11 protein-coding genes and 3 pseudogenes are annotated in these 15,365 nt (G+C 58.4%); 5 read left to right on the top strand and 9 right to left on the bottom strand.

Annotation, left to right across the window (positions count from 1 at the left end; genetic code table 11):
* The first annotated feature begins 2 nt into the window (after positions 1–2).
* From NQV17_RS29985 to NQV17_RS29975, 3 genes are all read left to right on the top strand, one after another.
* Positions 3–977 (top strand): AraC family transcriptional regulator, encoded by a 975-nt coding sequence (locus tag NQV17_RS29985; protein ID WP_257775054.1) that lies wholly within the window; start codon positions 3–5, stop codon positions 975–977.
* A 327-nt stretch (positions 978–1,304) separates the two neighbouring features.
* Positions 1,305–1,463, top strand: a complete 159-nt coding sequence (locus NQV17_RS29980; RefSeq protein WP_257775053.1) for a hypothetical protein — start codon at positions 1,305–1,307, stop codon at positions 1,461–1,463.
* A gap of 337 nt (positions 1,464–1,800) precedes the next feature.
* Entirely contained in the window at positions 1,801–2,073 is a 273-nt protein-coding gene (locus tag NQV17_RS29975) for a hypothetical protein (protein ID WP_257775052.1), read from the top strand.
* A gap of 21 nt (positions 2,074–2,094) precedes the next feature.
* On the opposite strand, the gene NQV17_RS29970 is transcribed toward NQV17_RS29975, so the two are convergent.
* Together NQV17_RS29970 and NQV17_RS38160 are read right to left on the bottom strand one after the other, a co-directional pair.
* A complete protein-coding gene (locus NQV17_RS29970) occupies positions 2,095–3,123 on the bottom strand; it encodes a hypothetical protein (protein WP_257775051.1) in 1,029 nt (342 codons plus the stop codon).
* A gap of 315 nt (positions 3,124–3,438) precedes the next feature.
* Positions 3,439–3,660: pseudogene (locus NQV17_RS38160) on the bottom strand (glutathione S-transferase); the annotation flags it as partial.
* Between the two features lie 1,211 nt (positions 3,661–4,871).
* On the opposite strand from NQV17_RS38160, the gene NQV17_RS29960 reads away from it, so the two are divergent.
* Entirely contained in the window at positions 4,872–5,372 is a 501-nt protein-coding gene (locus tag NQV17_RS29960) for a pyridoxamine 5'-phosphate oxidase family protein (RefSeq protein WP_257775050.1), read from the top strand.
* A pseudogene (locus NQV17_RS29955) lies at positions 5,339–6,051 on the top strand (IS3 family transposase); the annotation flags it as partial. The gene NQV17_RS29960 and the pseudogene NQV17_RS29955, both read left to right, overlap by 34 nt.
* A 555-nt stretch (positions 6,052–6,606) precedes the next feature.
* Here NQV17_RS29955 and NQV17_RS29950 read toward each other — a convergent pair.
* The 7 genes and pseudogenes from NQV17_RS29950 to NQV17_RS29920 form a co-directional block, all read right to left on the bottom strand.
* Positions 6,607–6,912, bottom strand: a complete 306-nt coding sequence (locus NQV17_RS29950; RefSeq protein ID WP_257775049.1) for a carboxymuconolactone decarboxylase family protein — start codon at positions 6,910–6,912, stop codon at positions 6,607–6,609.
* Between the two features lie 1,886 nt (positions 6,913–8,798).
* Positions 8,799–9,710 carry a copper resistance D family protein gene (locus NQV17_RS29945; protein WP_257775048.1) on the bottom strand — a complete coding sequence of 304 codons (912 nt, stop codon included), beginning with the start codon at positions 9,708–9,710 and terminating at the stop codon, positions 8,799–8,801.
* Complete coding sequence (locus tag NQV17_RS29940; RefSeq protein ID WP_257775047.1) at positions 9,710–10,084, bottom strand: copper resistance protein CopC; 375 nt, start codon at positions 10,082–10,084, stop codon at positions 9,710–9,712. The genes NQV17_RS29945 and NQV17_RS29940 overlap by 1 nt, the downstream gene beginning before the upstream one ends.
* Positions 10,085–10,086: 2 nt before the next feature.
* Positions 10,087–11,019, bottom strand: coding sequence for a hypothetical protein (locus NQV17_RS29935; protein WP_257775046.1), 933 nt, complete (start codon positions 11,017–11,019; stop codon positions 10,087–10,089).
* A 105-nt stretch (positions 11,020–11,124) separates the two neighbouring features.
* Positions 11,125–11,481 (bottom strand): DUF2946 domain-containing protein, encoded by a 357-nt coding sequence (locus tag NQV17_RS29930; RefSeq protein WP_257775067.1) that lies wholly within the window; start codon positions 11,479–11,481, stop codon positions 11,125–11,127.
* Between the two features lie 217 nt (positions 11,482–11,698).
* Positions 11,699–12,879: pseudogene (locus NQV17_RS29925) on the bottom strand (IS3 family transposase).
* A gap of 810 nt (positions 12,880–13,689) precedes the next feature.
* The gene (locus tag NQV17_RS29920; RefSeq protein ID WP_257775045.1) at positions 13,690–15,345 is read right to left on the bottom strand and encodes an MFS transporter; all 1,656 of its coding nucleotides are present in this window, start codon (positions 15,343–15,345) and stop codon (positions 13,690–13,692) included.
* Between the last annotated feature and the right edge of the window lie 20 nt (positions 15,346–15,365).

Here is a 15,365-nt window from a genome sequence, read left to right as displayed (position 1 = left end):
CCATGAACAACCCGCGTCTTCGCGAAATTCCGATCTTGGAACGCTTTCTCGCGGCCGTGAATATCGGCATGGCGAAATTCACCCTCTGTGACATTCGAGATGGCTGGAGCGCACGATTCGACGCCTGCGCGACGGCGAGTCTGCATTACTGCATGGACGGGAGCGGTGTTTTGATAACGCAACAGGGGGAGAGTGTATCCCTCAGCTCACATAGTTTCGTGCTCTTGCCCCCCCGCGTCGCTTACAAGATAGAAGGCGCCAAATCGTGCACCCAGCCCGAAACGGATCGCGGACGTGTATGTGAGTGGCCTTGGCGGGAAACGGTGCCCAGCGTCCAAGTAGGTGGTGGGGCCGAAGGCATTTCGACCGCGTGCGGCGAACTTTGTCTTGACACCACTTCTGGCAGCGACCCGTTCAGGACGTTGCGACATCCTCTGGTGGCCCAGTTCGACGGCGAGTCAGGATTGAGGGATCAGTTCGTTTTGCTGCTAGCTGAATGCGCGCGCCCAGGGCTTGGCTCGCAGACTCTTGTCGAAGCTCTCCTCAAGCAATGCCTGATCATGGTTCTTCGGTGGCAGATTGACAACGGCGGTGTCGACCTGCCTTGGGCGGCAGGCATTGCTGACAGGCGCCTCGCGAGTGCGCTACAGGCTATTCTCGAACGATCCGCATCCTCATTGTCAGTCGAGCGTCTTGCCCACATCGCTGGAATGAGCCGCTCGGCCTTCGCGGCGCAATTCATGAAAGCATTTGGGCAGTCGCCAATGGCCATGCTGAAGGTCGTGCGCCTGAAGAAAGCTGCCGAATTGCTTGCTACCACTAGCTTTCCAGTAGCCGAAGTGGCGAAAATGGTTGGCTTTTCGAGTCGGAGCAACTTCTCATTGGCATTTAATTCATTGCACGGCTTGGACCCCAGCGCCTTCCGGCGTCGCCTTACCGGTGTCCACGACCGGACAAACCGGACGGCTCGCGAGTAGGCGCACATTGAGAGAGCTATCCTTGCTCGGTGTCGGCGATCGAAGCAACGAAAAAGCCGGGCCCATATGAAATCTGGGTGGCTAAGGCGGCTCGGGAATGCCATGTTCGCAACTGAGCTGAGATTCATCGCTCATCACGAGGATACTTCCGGGTTCAAGATCACCGTGTCTGACACGATCGTGTTTGGTCTTTGGGGGAGTTGCCATACGAGGACTAGGGTTCAACGAACGGACGGCGATCTGCAAGAGTCCGATCGAAGGATAAGCATCCCAGTGAGCACATTTGGAAACCACCGACGTGATCATCTCGGTCGGAAAAGGAAGACGGTGACCGGGCTGGCCGCCGGTGCGCCGGTGTACCGCCGCGACCCGCTCGACGAGCCGGAAGCCGAAGTCACCAGGTTGCGCACGGTAGTGGCGAGCGCGAAGCTGAACATTGAGATTCTTCGAGAGGTGGCGGCATACTTCACGAAAACTTTGCGATGACGTATGCGTGGAATGCCCAGCATCGCGATCGATACAGAATCGGCCCGGCTTCGCGGGATTCTTGCCTGATTGAGGGCGTGTCACGTACTGAGTATCGCCGGTGGCGTGCCCAGGCGCCAAGTTGGAGAGCCGAGGTCGGTCGCTAGGAGAGCGTTGAGGGTGCGCCCTTCATCCTGCCCGACGCGGCGACGTGGCAGCCCTTGTATCGTGCGGCAGCTGCGCGCCCAGGACTGGTCGCCGAGCGCCGAACGTGCGTCGCCGACCACAACATCAGGGACCGTGTCCGCTCTACAAGCATGCGTATCGGGTGTCCTTGGATTCGACGTGTCGTCCGCCGATGGCGATGAATTTCGCGGATCGTCGTTTCGTCGGCTGGCGACCGCGTCAAGTGTGGGTAAGCCACATCACGTTCGTCGGGCCCTGCGAAGGGCGGCTCTATCCTTCAGCGATTCCGGATTCGCTGAGCCAGTTCGTCATTCGCGCTTCGATGTCAGGGCGGATCAACGTAAATCCTATCTGGCAAGCGTGGCGCGGCGCGTGCCGTGAACTTGAGCCGGCGGGTGTGTTGCTGCGCTTCGATCGCGACAGCCAAGATGCCGGGCGATCCTGACTTCCTGGTGTGTGATGAGCCTCATATCCGCAGCCCAACCATGCCGGCAACGATGTCCGCCGCCCAGAGTGACGCGACGCCAATTAACGTCCAGCTAATTGAATTAGCGCGGGGCACCGAAACGCCGTGAGCGAGCATGACAGTGCGCAGGCCGCAGACGATGTGAACGAGAACCAACCATACGCCCAGAGAATAATGTGGAATCAGCCGCACATCCCATGCATCGCCGATGAGACCGTTTGGAAGCGCGGTCGCCCATGCATAGTCAGAATCGGTGCCGAAGTATCTCGCGAGCACGAACACCGCGTTGATATGTGATGCGATGAATACAACAAGATAGGCACCCGATGCTGTTTGTAGTGTGCCGAGCAGGTCCCGCTTCTCACCCAGCTTGGGCAACAGCAACACGAGACCGCTCACGATTTGGAACACGACGAGCGTGATAAGGATCGGTTCAATCCATCCGGCACGGTATACGTGACGCAGAACCAGCATGACCGCTTTATGCGTGTGTGCACCGAAAATTCCGAGCGCATGATTGCTCAGGTGTGGGAAAAGGAACACGAGAATGATCGTGGCTGATGCTACGCCATGCATAACTCGCACAGGTGCAAGGTGGCGCGCGCCGGCGACACGGTTATCTAGGGCCGAGTTCGCCAGCACAGCTAGCATAGTGAGACAGAGCGCTGCAGCCCAGATACCGAGCCATACTTTTCCGTCCGCACCGTTAATTTTCATCAGATATAGAAAGACTCCTACGATGACAAAGAGCGGGGGTGACGCAAACGTGAAATGTGCAAGACGTTGAAGAATGACACCGCGTGACGTTATCACCGGTTGTCGTGCAAGGGAGTACAGGCTGAAAAACGCGCTTGCCGGAACTGCGAGAACAGCAGTGAGCGCAGCGAGGGCTGAAAACGTGTGATGTACGCTGGCTGCGTCATAAAAGCTGGCTAGATACCACGGATAGCCCAGTGCTAGAACCGCAGGGGTCATGTGCCAAAAGGCGAACGTTGCTCGTGAGCCGGTGGCGGATACGACGTGTGTCATTGTTGAAACTCTGGTTGTTCTGGCAAAGCACACGCATAAAGCCTTGCCAAAGGGGTTTGCTGGTTGCCTTGTTTGCGCCTTACACTGCGACCAGAATTGGACGGGCGTTCTATGCGCGGCCCGGAATATCAATACCCATTCACAATAGAGGGAGATCAAGGAAGGCTGTGAATGCATGCATGACATGTGGAAACTCGGTGATGCCGACTAGATCGTTTGCCCCGTAAAAGACCACGAGATTGCGCATCCGCGCGAAGACGGCCATTTTTGGCGAGCATGTATGCGGCTCCCGTGATACAGGCGCGCCCGGCAAGGAACCTGTTCATTGGTATCGAAACGCACCAATCGTGGCTCATATGCTTCACCGGTTTCCTCGACTATGACCGAGACCTTGACCCCGTTCGGCGTCAGCGTCGAATAGAGCTGAGTGTCTCCGGTGCGCGGTGTCCGCCATTTGCGTATGATCGGAAAGGCGGAAAGATCATCCACAGGTGAGTCCCTCAAAAAAGCAGTGGCAAGCCGACAATAAGAGGCCATGCAGCTCGGTGCCCCATTGGGGGCGGTATCATCCCTCATCGCGGATCCCCTCGAAGGGTTAGCGCTTACCGAGTCGCCATGTTGCTGTACGATGACTCAGTCGCACAGGGTCATAAACCGTTAGTTTTTCTAGGCCATAACGTTCGCGGAATCGTCGAGATCAGTTTCGCCTGCGCGTTCAGATGAGTTTGAAAACGCAACTTCCGAGTCTCTCGACGGTGCTTTCGGAGACGATGTCGGCGTAGTCGCGAGGCGAGGCGGGTTCTTGCTTTTTGCCGATGCTCCGATCAGTCAGCGCCTAGGCGTACATGCGGTGACTCCATACGCACTCGGCGAGCGATCCGAGCCCCGGCACAACGTGCGCAATACGAGATGCATCGCTCCCTGCTGAAGATCGATCAGGATATGCGCCCCTGGGTTGGCTCCAGCCCCGTTGCCGCCGTCTCTCGGGGGCGGCCATCTCGTTTTCGGATGCATCGGATATGATGAGGATGAGCAAAATGACCTTCCGTCTAAAATTCGGTGCATACCGTCTATGTCAGTCCCGGCCCGCCATCCGAGAAGATCTGGCAGGTCCATTTGAACTGTTGGATCTGCGCTTCGGGTACCACGAGCTATACGAGGCGAAGGCCGGGAAATGAAGCCTTGCGGAACGTGCTCAGTGCATGCGTCCGTTGTGATTCGGGTTCTTGAGGAGGTACTGTGGATGGTTGACGTATCCGTTCGCTATCGAAATCATTCGCGAAATCCACGCCTGCTGTTGTGATGCCCGGGCAATCGATGCCGGACGCCGTGACCACGATAGCGACATGCAGGGAGGACTTTGATGCCCGTACGTACCAATTGCCGCGGGCAAGCGGCCCAGTTTTCGTTCGGTTCGCGACGAACAGTCCGTCGTCGGCGACCGGATCGATGTCGAGTAGGTCGTCTCAACGGTTTCGCTGAACAACTCCGATTCCTTCACGAGCGCAGGAGCCGACAGAATACGGTCCACCGATGCCGGGCGACAGTCCGCAATTGCGTTGCGAAACCGGGCCTAGATCTAGCGGCATAAGGGCTATGCGGAGGCCGTGTCGAGCAGAAACAGCGTACCTGTTTGCGCGCATATTATGACCCAGCGAGTTTGCCGAATCTTGGCTCTATCCGATATGGCGTCAGATTCGTAGTATGGGGTCTAGTGGCTGCCCGCCGCTAGTACTTTGGAGCCTATGATGCCGATTCTTACCGCCGACATGCGCAACGTCGTCCAGCGCGCGATTCTTTCGTTCGTCGCGACAGTAAATGAGGATGGATCGCCGAATCTTTCACCTAAAGCATCGTTAATCGTGCGTGATGACGCACTATTTTTCGCGGATATCGCCTCGCCTCAAACCATTGAGAATCTTCGAGGAAATCCGGCGATTTCAATCAACGTCGTCGATGTCTTCGCTCGGCGCGGTTATCGTTTCAACGGCGTCGCCTGGATCCTGCCTGACGGCGATCTCGATCGGACGTACATCTCCGAGTGGGTTTGGCGGACGAATGGTCATGACTATCCGGTGAACCACGTCGTGCGCATCGACGTTCGTGAGGCACTGCCCATACTTTCACCCGCCTACCGCTTCGGAGATGCGGCTTCGGAAGACGCTCTTCGCGAAACGTATATGGCGAAATACGGTGTCCGGCAACGGGAGGCCCCTTTCCCGCCGTCAACGATCGCGAAGAACGATTGATGCGTGAGAACGATATCCAGGCGCGGGACAAGTTCCGTTACCGCCTAACGATCGATTCGAATCGAAGCGCAAGCTGCCGGTTGCGCCCAACCCGTTGAATCGCGAGTTCACCCCCGCCGGCCCGAATCAAGTGTTCAGCTTGGACATAACGTACATCTGGACCGACGATAGCTGACTATACTTGACCGTGGTGCACGACCTGTTCGACCGAGACGTCTTTGGCTGGCTGATCGAGCCGGGCATCACGGCGGATCTCGTGACAGACGCGCTGACGAACGCGAGGCGTCGACGGTGTTCCGCTGCGGGCGCACTGTGGGACTCGGGTCGGGGCGGATAGTACGCGAATCACTAGTTCCAGCACAAATTGGCTGGCGTACGGTATGCGCTGCTCGATGAGCCGCACCGGAAGTTGTTGCGGTAACGCCCCGACGGCGAGGTTCTTCAACAGCTTGACGGTCGAATGGGTTCACATCATACACAACAGGTCGCGAAGGCCGATCCGTTTGAATGTATAGAGATGTTTTACAACCGCAGTCATCGTCATTTGTCTCTCGGCGTTGTTTCCTCGGAACGGTTCCTGTGGGACTGGATTCAAGCTCAGCAGACCAAGGACGCCTTTGCAAATCTCGGAACCGTTGAAGTGAATAAAAAGACGGCGGAACCTCAGTTTTCCTCATAATAGCAAGGATTGACGGCCACCGGTTGGTCCTTTCGCTGATCGCCACCGCGTTGATATCTAGTCTGCTCTCGAATTTGTTCGCGCGGCCGCACTATGAGGGGTTGACGCAGCGGCACATGAGGGGGTGAATCTCATTAATCTGTGTGCATCGTCGGCACACTCTCATGACGGTTCCCTGAAGAGGCAGTGGATGCAACATCGGTCGACTCATGTCCGCATTCCGCTATTGCCCCTTCATCTCGTCCGGGAAGGCGGAGTACGCGACCAGTATTTCCGAGTTAGTGCGTGAGCGACGTGCGGCGGCTATGAAGGCGGGTTGGAAATATCTGTTGCTGGCGCGTGCGGCTATTGGCATGTCCCGAGCGAGGGACACGATGGACGACTTTTCGGCCGTTAAATCTTCTCACGGGAACGTCGAATGAGTCCTCTAGTCAACGATCAGCGCGACGCGATGATGACCAAATATTGTCGAACTAAAACGGGAAAAGCCGGCCGAGATGTCGGTCGGCTTTGCCTCGCTGACTCGAGATGTGCAGTTCCAGCAATCGGAATGAATCACTCCTTGAACAAGTGTGAAGAGTGCGTCACTGCTCCGCCGGCACGGATTGCAGCGGCGACGAGAGCCGTTTCAGCAAGCTGTTCGTTGGTTGCTCCTGCGTCACGAGCGTCTTTGGTATGCAGTTCGATGCAGTAAGGGCATTGGGTTGTCAATGCGACTGCGACTGCAATGAGCTGCTTTTGCTGTACGGTAAGAACGCCCTCGGCGAACGCCGCGTCATTAAACGCCCAGAAGCTTTTCGCGGCCGCAGGCGCGTTTTCATTCAGCTTTTTCAGACGGCCGAGGTTCTTCATGTCGATCATCATTCTCTCCATATTCAAAGGTTGGTGACAGAATAGTATCGAGTTCGCGGTTCCATATGGTCTCGATTTGGTTCAAATTCGTCCCGAGATCAATCCTTCAGGGTGGCGACCTTGTGGTAATTAATTCACGATATTCGTACGCGTTGGATGGCAGGAAATCGTGGACATAGATTCTTGACACATGAACACGGGAGATGCGTACGTTAAACGCGTCGCTCTTTCATGTACTGCTCAATTACATGAAAGCAGCCAACGGCTCGGCCTTGGAGATACGGCGGTGGGTCGACAGCTGGCGTCGACTTCTGTCACGTGGGTCGTTTCCTTATCCCATACGATTCTTGATTGGGGAAGAGTCGCCACCGCTTCAATTGGATGTTAAGGTGAATATCGAACCTATCGTCTGGTCAATCAGTCGCGCTCGATTCGATATTTGATATTCGATCGAAGATTGACGCTCGAGATATCTCATAGCGTCGCGCCCAAAATGACACATTTATACTGCGTCGACGATCAGGGCATGATGCGGGATTCTTGCGGAGCGCGGGTTACCCCTCGAGCCGTTCGCGATGATCAAGAACTCACGACGATACTAAACGGCGTGGTCGTTCGCCGACGGGGCGAGAAGCGTGAGCGGCACTTCAGCACCGTCTGTTCGTGAAGGTCCATAGACAGCAATCTTGTTCCCACCAACAGACATTTGGACCTGAGTGACCGGCTGGATGTGCGGATTCAACCATATCGAGCGCCCGAAAGCCGAGATTCGTGGCGGGGTTGAGCATCGGTTTCGCGTCCGAACCCGCTAGTTCGTATATACGAAGACTCGAGACCGAGTTTTGAGGAGGTGGCTGCGCGAATTCCGACTGTGAGATAAGTGGAGCGGCCGGGGTCACAGCGAGTGATAACGCAGACAAAGGACCCCGGAAGATGATGAAGAGAACCCTACGGACGCACTCAGCCGCGTTCAAAGCGAAGGTGGCACTGGCAGCGGTCAAAAGCGGGCGGACTGTGCCCGAATCGGCACGGTAGTTCGGTGTACACCTGACCGCGATCACATAATGGAAACGGCGGTTGTAGGGGTGTGCCGAAGAAGTGTTCGGCGCCGCCTGCGCGCTCGAATGAGACGCCGCTACCTCCGAAGGCGCTGCACGCAAGGATCGCGACGCTGACGCTGGAGAGCGGTGTTTTAGAAGGCACGCTCACAAGAACCCGATTGTTGCGCGTAAAGCGATGATTGACCGCGGCTATGCGTTGCCGGTTTCAGAGCAGGCCCGATTCGTCGGCATCGAGAGATAGAGCGTATATTACCGGCGCAGCCGGTGAACGAGGCAGATCAGCTGTTGATGCGGCGGTTCGACAAGCCGCTCCCGGTGTTCCCGTTTGCCCGCGCGCGGAAGTGGCGCGCCTGCTGCGCCGGGAGGGGCGTGAAATCGGCCATCGACGCGTGGGCACGCTGATGAGGCGCGTGGGCGTGGAAGCGCTGTACTTCAAGCCGAACACGAGCCGTTGGGGTGCGTCTAGCCCTACCTTGTGCGTGGCATGATGATCGACCGGGCCAATCAGCCGTCGGCGCGGGACGCGAGCTACATTTCGATGGTGTGAGGCGCCGTGTACGTGACGGCGGCGGTGGAGTAGGCGAGCCGTAAGATTCTCGCGCAGTGGGCGACCACCAAGCGGGAAGCGGTGCATTCTGTTGAAGCGCTCGAATAAGCTGTGCAAGGCTGCACTAGACCAAACAGACAGCGTCGTATCGTGTGACTCAGTTCGGCCATAAACGGTCGGTCCGATGGCGTCCCCGAAAGCGGCCGGCCATGGACCTTTGGGGCTATGACCGGCGCTCGCTCACGGCTACAGCCACTGAACTATTTGCAGGTTCCGCGCCTCCATGGTCAACCGTCTACTGGCGCACCCGGCGCAGTATGGGCCAGTAGTACAGCGGCGATGAGCACACCAATCATGATGACTGCCTCGATCCTCAAGATCGTCAGGAACGAATGCGCAGCAGTGTTTCGCGTGCTGAACCGAACGCGTGGCAAATAGACTATTCGGTTGATGCCGCCCAACAGAGTCGCCGCTCCAGCCAGAACCAGTTTCGCGTCGAGGATCAGCCCCCAAACACTGTTTGTGAGCGGCACGAACGAGCCGCGGAGCCCACGATCAGCGTTGTGGGCTCCGCTCATCAGGACCACCGCCAATGCAAAGGTTGATGTCGCGGAAAGGCGCCCGGCGAAGCGCGGGAAGCCTTGGCTATTCGCGTGGTCGCGCAGCATCGGCAACACGCACACACCACCCGCGATCACGAGTCCAGCCCATGTTGCGGTCGCGCACAAGTGCACCCAGTGATTCCACTCTGGCAACACGAAGTTGCCAGCGTCAGCTGCATGACTGGACGCCGCCTTACTGAATGCGAAGGCGGCTGCGGTGAAGAGCGCGGCCCCCATCCAGATCGCCCCACCGCTTCGCCGTGCCCAGACCAGCATTCCGGTCCAGATAATTATGGCTGCGAAGCCGGTTGACCATGCCGCGCCGAAGTGCGATTGGGTCAGCACCGGGATCAGCGCCGCGAATGCGGTACCCGGTGCCGACCCGCTCATTAGTGCGGCTTCCAGTAACAGGTCGACGGTAATGGCAACGATCAGCGTGACAAGGCAGCCGGTTGCGAAGCGTTGCAACCGGCGGCCCGTGCCCGCCGGCGTATTATCAAGCATCAGTACCGACAGACAGGCGCCCACCGCACATGCGAACGCTACGTTAGCGACGGCGGCTACCACGATCGATGCGGAACCCGTCGCCCAGTCCATTACTTCACCTTGAATGAATAGTCGCCGTGCGTGCGATGTCCGTCTGGCGCTACTGCGACCCAATGCACCGTGTACGTGTCGGGCGGTAACGTTGGCAGCGGAACATGAATTGACTTCGTGTTGTTCGGATCGACCTCGGCCCGCGCGGTGTTCATTTGCTTACCATTCGAAGTGCTGACGTTCAGCGAGCTGAACGCAGGTTCAAGCGGTCCGTCGAACTCGATTGCCACCCTTGTCGGCGCCACCACTTCGGCGCCCGCCGACGGTGACTGCTTTTGCGGAAATACATGGGCGAATGCCGTCGATGCGATCAAGATACCTGTCGCGATGGCCGCTGCGCGCAAACCGTGACGATGTCGGTTGAATCTCGGCATGGCTATTCCCCTTTCCCGAAAAACGGCTTGCCAATCGAGTTGGGCATCACGTCGTCCAGAAACAGGTGTGCCTGAAACAGGACGCCTACGCCCTTTCCGCTCGCATGGTTGACCGGAATGACCGCTTCGGCGCCAAACTGGCCCCATCGGTTGAGCCAGAGCAGGCCGGGATTGATGCTGCCGGTCGTGTGTCCCGAACACGGACCGCCGGTACAGGTGCTCATCGGGAACTCGACGACCGGGATCAAGTTATTGAATGGCGCCTTGAGTCCCACATCCTGCACGAAGTTCTGCAGATACGGCAGGCTGTATTGCACGGTGACGCCCCAGCTTAACGAATCCGGGTCAGTGCTGTTCATCGTCAGGCGCGGACCGAGGGTCCCAGTGATCGCGAGTGGCTTCAGATACCTCAGGCTATCTGGCAAATCGCCGAATCCCTTGCCGACATAAAGCGTCGGCGTGATCGCGGAGTGTGGATCGGCGATCGACCTTGCTCCGGTGCCGCCCAGTTCCGCGACAGCGCCAACAGAGGCCATGAACTCGTGCTTTTCGTTCACGTAAAAGCGGTACTTGACGCCGATCGCGAAGTTGTCGAATCCGCGCGCCGGTCCACCGTTCGGCGCGTTGATGTTGACGTAGGTTCCCACCACTGAAAGCGCGAGATTGGGTGTGATCAGCTTGTCCCATTCGAGAGACGTCGTGTTGATGTTCTGCTCGTCGCCGTCGTCGGTCAGCGATTTGACGTGGCCGGATTCCAGATTGACTTCGTCACCGACACCAGGGTCATCGACCGCCATTGTCGCCGGGAAAACCCGATTGCCGGCGATGGCGTGCGCTGATGCAAGTGAGGGGAGCAGAAGCGGGATAGCGATAGCAGCCGGAGCGAGTAGGGCCGTAAGCATCGGCAAACAGCCGTGTGCAGGAATGGTGCGCATGATTCGATCCTTGTGTGAGGCGCATAGTGTGCTCGCGAGCCTGTCAAAAGGCACGCGAGGACGCGACGATGCAATGGCACTTGCATCGTCGCCGGGCTGACTCAATCAGGATGAAAATGGGGGCGCACGCGGCTGGGCCGCAGCGAAGTGGAAAGTGCTGTGGAGCGTTTGAAACGTGGTAGCCGAAGCGGGATGAACTGCCCAATCGGTCGGCGCGAATCCGGTGGTCCCGCCAAGTAACACGGGCATGTCGGCAAGCAGCTCGCAATACGCGCATGCCTGCCAGTGGGCTGCCTTCTGGGGCAATGGCGAGTGGTCGGGAGCAGTAATGTCCGTGCCGGTTCGCGCGGTACAGTACGCCCCGGATATAGCATCGAACTGGTGCTCGGACGAAAGGCTTTGCGATACCGTTGGCGCGAGCGTCGCCATCAGGATTGCAAGCAATCCCAGGATGCTGCCCATCTTCCTGCGAAATAGAGCGAACATGACCTTGGCGGAATCGCGTACCGGTCGGTACGTTGCCGGGATTATGGCATGGGCGCCAGATGGTCCAGATGGGTAAGTACCCTACTTGTCCGTAGGTGCGGTGGACACGATCCTCGCGGTCACGAAGCGACTGGACAAGATGACTTCACCGGGGGGAGCTTCCCTCGGTATTTCGCCTTCCTACGGTCCCGCGTTATGCAGCAGCGTCCTTGGTCTGCTGAGCTTTGATCCGGTCCCGAAGGAAGCGCTCCGGAGAAACAAAGCCGAGCGACGAATGATGGCGACTGCGGTTGTAAAACACTTCGATGTATTTGAACAGATCGGCCTTCGTGTCCCGATGCGCTCGGTAGCGCGTGGCGTGAACCCGTTCGTTCCTCAAGCTGTTGAAGAAGCTTTCCGTCGGGGCGTTGTCCCAGCAATTTCCCTTACGACTCATCGAGCAGCGCATGTCGTAGGCGGCCAGTTTGTGCTGGAACTCGTGACTCACGTACTGGCTGCCCCGAGCCGAGTGGCACAGTGCGCCCGGAACAGGACGGCGGCGAAACCATGCCATCGTCAGCGCGTCCGTCACGAGGTCCGCCGTCATACGCGGCTTGATCGCCCAGCCCGCCACCTCCCGGTTGAACAGGTCGAGCACCACGGCCAGGTACAGCCAGCCCTCGTCGGTCCAGATGTATGTGATGTCCGAACTGAACACCTGATTCGGCTCGGCGGGCGTGAACTCGCGATTCAACAGATTCGGCGCAACCGGCAGTTTGTGCTTCGAATCGATCGTTACCCGGTAACCGCGCTTGTGCCGGGCCCGGATACCGTTCTCACGCATCAGCCGTTCCACGCGCTCCTTGCTGGCCGGAAAGCCGCGCTCACGGATTTCCTCGGTCATGCGCGGCGAATCGTATGCGCCCTTGAACTCGGCGTGCACCGTCCGAATCAACGTCAGCAACTGTGTGTCCGTCAGCCGCGTTCGTCCCGGCGTACCACCACGCTTCCACGCGCGAAAGCCGTTCACGCTCACCGACAACGCGCAACACAGCGACGACAGCGACTATTGCCCGACTTGCCGGTCAATCCAGGCATACCTCACAGCAGGTCCCTCGCGAAGTATGCTGCCGACTTTTTTGCGATCTCAAGCTTCATCTGCAGGCGCTTGTTCTCCGCTCGCAGTCGAGACAGTTTCATCTGCTCTGGCGTGACCGGCTTCGCTCCGGCACCGTTGAGCTTGCCCGACGCCTCGGCCTTCGGCCAGTTGCGAAGCGTCTGCTCCGAAACGCCCAGCTCACGGGCCACCACGGCCACTCCCTGGCCATCCTTGACCGGCTGCACGGCGGCCCGCTTGAACTCCGCTGTGTACACCTGTTTCGATACCTTGAACATGCCTGATTCCCTTCTTTTCCGTCGAGTTTATACACGACCTCTTGGAAGGCGAAATTTCCGGGGAAGCTCAGGGCTTACACATCTCCAATCTGGAGAATGCGACATTCGTCACGCAGATGCTTCTCGAGTGGCTAGGCGAGCAGGTGGTGTCGGCGGCTTGACGACCGGACGGCACACGGCGTCGCAGACCACGCCAGCGGGCGAGCGGCCGAACGCTCCGCCGTGTGCCGATGCGTGGTGCCGCCTGGTAACGGACGGGCTGAACATGGCATGCTTCTGACGCCGTCCCGAGGACGGCGTGATTGCGCCTAGTGACTGTGGCGGCCGGCGCGCATTCAACCGGTCGTCACAATACCTTCAAACCGAAGAGTTTCGATGGGACTAGCAAAACATAGTCGCGGTCGATGGAACACCCGCCCCACACTAGTATTATTTGATAAGCCTTCGGTTGCGCATCGAGAGGACCGGTAGCGCTTCCGGAGGGCAATTCCGGAAGGCCAGGTTGGTGTTGTAGTTCACGTTGGTACGACGACTCGTGATCGTGAGGCCGTTGTGCGTCATCTCGGCGTGAACCTCGCGATGAGCGAGCACGGACCCCTGCTTGCGCCCTAAAGCGGTTCAGCGCCGCGATCGCTCCACCGTCCCGCCAGCCGTCACAGTCGCATCGCGGAGCGTCGGGTCGGGCACATGACCGGAGGTGCGGCTGCGACGACGCGGTCCGGTGGAAACTGCCGTACCGATGTGCTTGACTCGTTGTTGCTTAGCGTCTGTTTTTTTCAGGTACCGGCGTCGTCATTCCGCCGAGTGACCTCACGACATCGCCGCGATGTCCCTGCCACTTGTCTCTCTCAGCAAGAAAAGCCCGGCGATACCCGCGATCGCGGCCACGATCACCGGATACCAGAGACCTGAATAAATGTTGCCACGGGTCGCGACGATCGCGAATGCAGTGGCGGGCAGCAAGCCGCCGAACCATCCATTGCCGATATTGATCGGCAGGGACATCGATGTGTAGCGGACCTGCGTCGGAAACATTTCGACCAGCACGGCGGCGATCGGCCCGTACGTCATTGTAACGAACAGCATCAGAACAACGAGGATCAGTATGGTCATCGGGTAGTTGATTGCGTTTCCGTCAGCCTTGTCTGGATAGCCGTAGCGCCGCAATGCCTCACCCAGCGAGGCGTGAAAATTCGTCTTCGCTTGCCTTACTTGCGGGTCATTGCCGTTATAAGACTGGATCAAACTGCTACCGATCCGGATCGACGCGGGTTCTCCGCGTGCCGCGGCGCGGTTCTCGTAGCTGAGTCCTAGGGTTGCCAATGTCGCTTTCGCTACGTCGCACGAGGTCGTGAACTTTGCGCTGCCGACGGGATTGAACTGGAACGAACACTCCGCCGGATCGGCGGACACCATGATGGGTGAATGTTGCTGGGCGCGTGCGAGCGCCGGGTTGACATAGAACGTCAATGCCTTGAACAGTGGAAAGAAAGCGAGCGAGGCGATAAGGCAACCGCCGACAATGAGCGGTTTGCGTCCGATGACGTCGGACAGTGCGCCTGCGAGGACGAAGATGGGAACGCTGATCAGCAGGGCGATCATCATCAGCATGTTGGCAGTCCCGGTGTCGACCTGCAGCGTTTTCGTCAGGAAAAACATGACATAAAATTCGCCCGTGTAGCCGACCACCGCCTGCCCGGCGACGATCAGAGTGCCGAGTAGAACGAGGCGCAGGTTCGACCAACGGCCGAACGCGTCCTTTAGCGGCGCCTGCGAGCCCTTGCCTTCAGCGATCATTTTCCGGAATGCAGGGGACTCGTGAAGCTTGAGCCGTATCCAAACTGAGATTGCGAGCAGGATCACGGAAATCAGAAACGGCACCCGCCAGCCCCATGCCGTGAATTGCGCCTCGCCCACTCGATTGCGCACGCCCGCGATGATGAGCAGCGCGATCACGATCGCGAAGATGGCGGTTGCCTGAATGCAGGCTGTCCATGCGCCGCGCCGGTTGTTCGGCGCGTGTTCCGCGACATACGTCACGGCGCCGCCGTATTCACCGCCCATCGCGAGTCCCTGCAGGCAACGTAAGGTCACGAATCCGATCGGAGCCCAGATCCCGATCTGGGAGAAAGTCGGTAATAGGCCGATCATGAACGTCGCAAAACCCATGATCAGGATCGTTACCAGGAAGGTGTACTTGCGGCCGATCAGGTCGCCAATACGGCCGAAGATGATGGCGCCGATGGGTCTGACGACGAACCCGGCCGCGAAGCCGAGCAGCGTGAAAATAAATGCCGCGGTTGGATTCACGCCTGAGAAGAATGCGGTGCTGATGTAGGCGGCGAGCGATCCCACTAGATAGAAGTCGTACCACTCGAACATTGTGCCGAGCGACGACGCGATGATGACTCGCCGCATGGATGTATCGGTTCGCGCCGCCGTGGCGTACTGCGCTGAAATGTTCATCAAAGTCTCCGTTTTTTTAT

The organism is Burkholderia sp. SCN-KJ (genome assembly GCF_024656005.1).
Taxonomy (GTDB): domain Bacteria; phylum Pseudomonadota; class Gammaproteobacteria; order Burkholderiales; family Burkholderiaceae; genus Burkholderia.
The sequence above is the reverse complement of the archived record's forward strand: the minus strand, read 5'-3'. Positions and strand labels throughout refer to the sequence as shown.

Bases quoted from the DNA above. Each gene is read 5' to 3' on its own strand.
- NQV17_RS29985 (WP_257775054.1), top strand. From the start codon at position 3: ATGAACAACCCGCGTCTTCGCGAAATTCCGATCTTGGAACGCTTTCTC.
- NQV17_RS29975 (WP_257775052.1), top strand. From the start codon at position 1,801: ATGGCGATGAATTTCGCGGATCGTCGTTTCGTCGGCTGGCGACCGCGT.
- NQV17_RS29970 (WP_257775051.1), bottom strand. From the start codon at position 3,123: ATGACACACGTCGTATCCGCCACCGGCTCACGAGCAACGTTCGCCTTT.
- NQV17_RS29960 (WP_257775050.1), top strand. From the start codon at position 4,872: ATGCCGATTCTTACCGCCGACATGCGCAACGTCGTCCAGCGCGCGATT.
- NQV17_RS29950 (WP_257775049.1), bottom strand. From the start codon at position 6,912: ATGATCGACATGAAGAACCTCGGCCGTCTGAAAAAGCTGAATGAAAAC.
- NQV17_RS29945 (WP_257775048.1), bottom strand. From the start codon at position 9,710: ATGGACTGGGCGACGGGTTCCGCATCGATCGTGGTAGCCGCCGTCGCT.
- NQV17_RS29940 (WP_257775047.1), bottom strand. From the start codon at position 10,084: ATGCCGAGATTCAACCGACATCGTCACGGTTTGCGCGCAGCGGCCATC.
- NQV17_RS29935 (WP_257775046.1), bottom strand. From the start codon at position 11,019: ATGCGCACCATTCCTGCACACGGCTGTTTGCCGATGCTTACGGCCCTA.
- NQV17_RS29930 (WP_257775067.1), bottom strand. From the start codon at position 11,481: ATGGGCAGCATCCTGGGATTGCTTGCAATCCTGATGGCGACGCTCGCG.
- NQV17_RS29920 (WP_257775045.1), bottom strand. From the start codon at position 15,345: ATGAACATTTCAGCGCAGTACGCCACGGCGGCGCGAACCGATACATCC.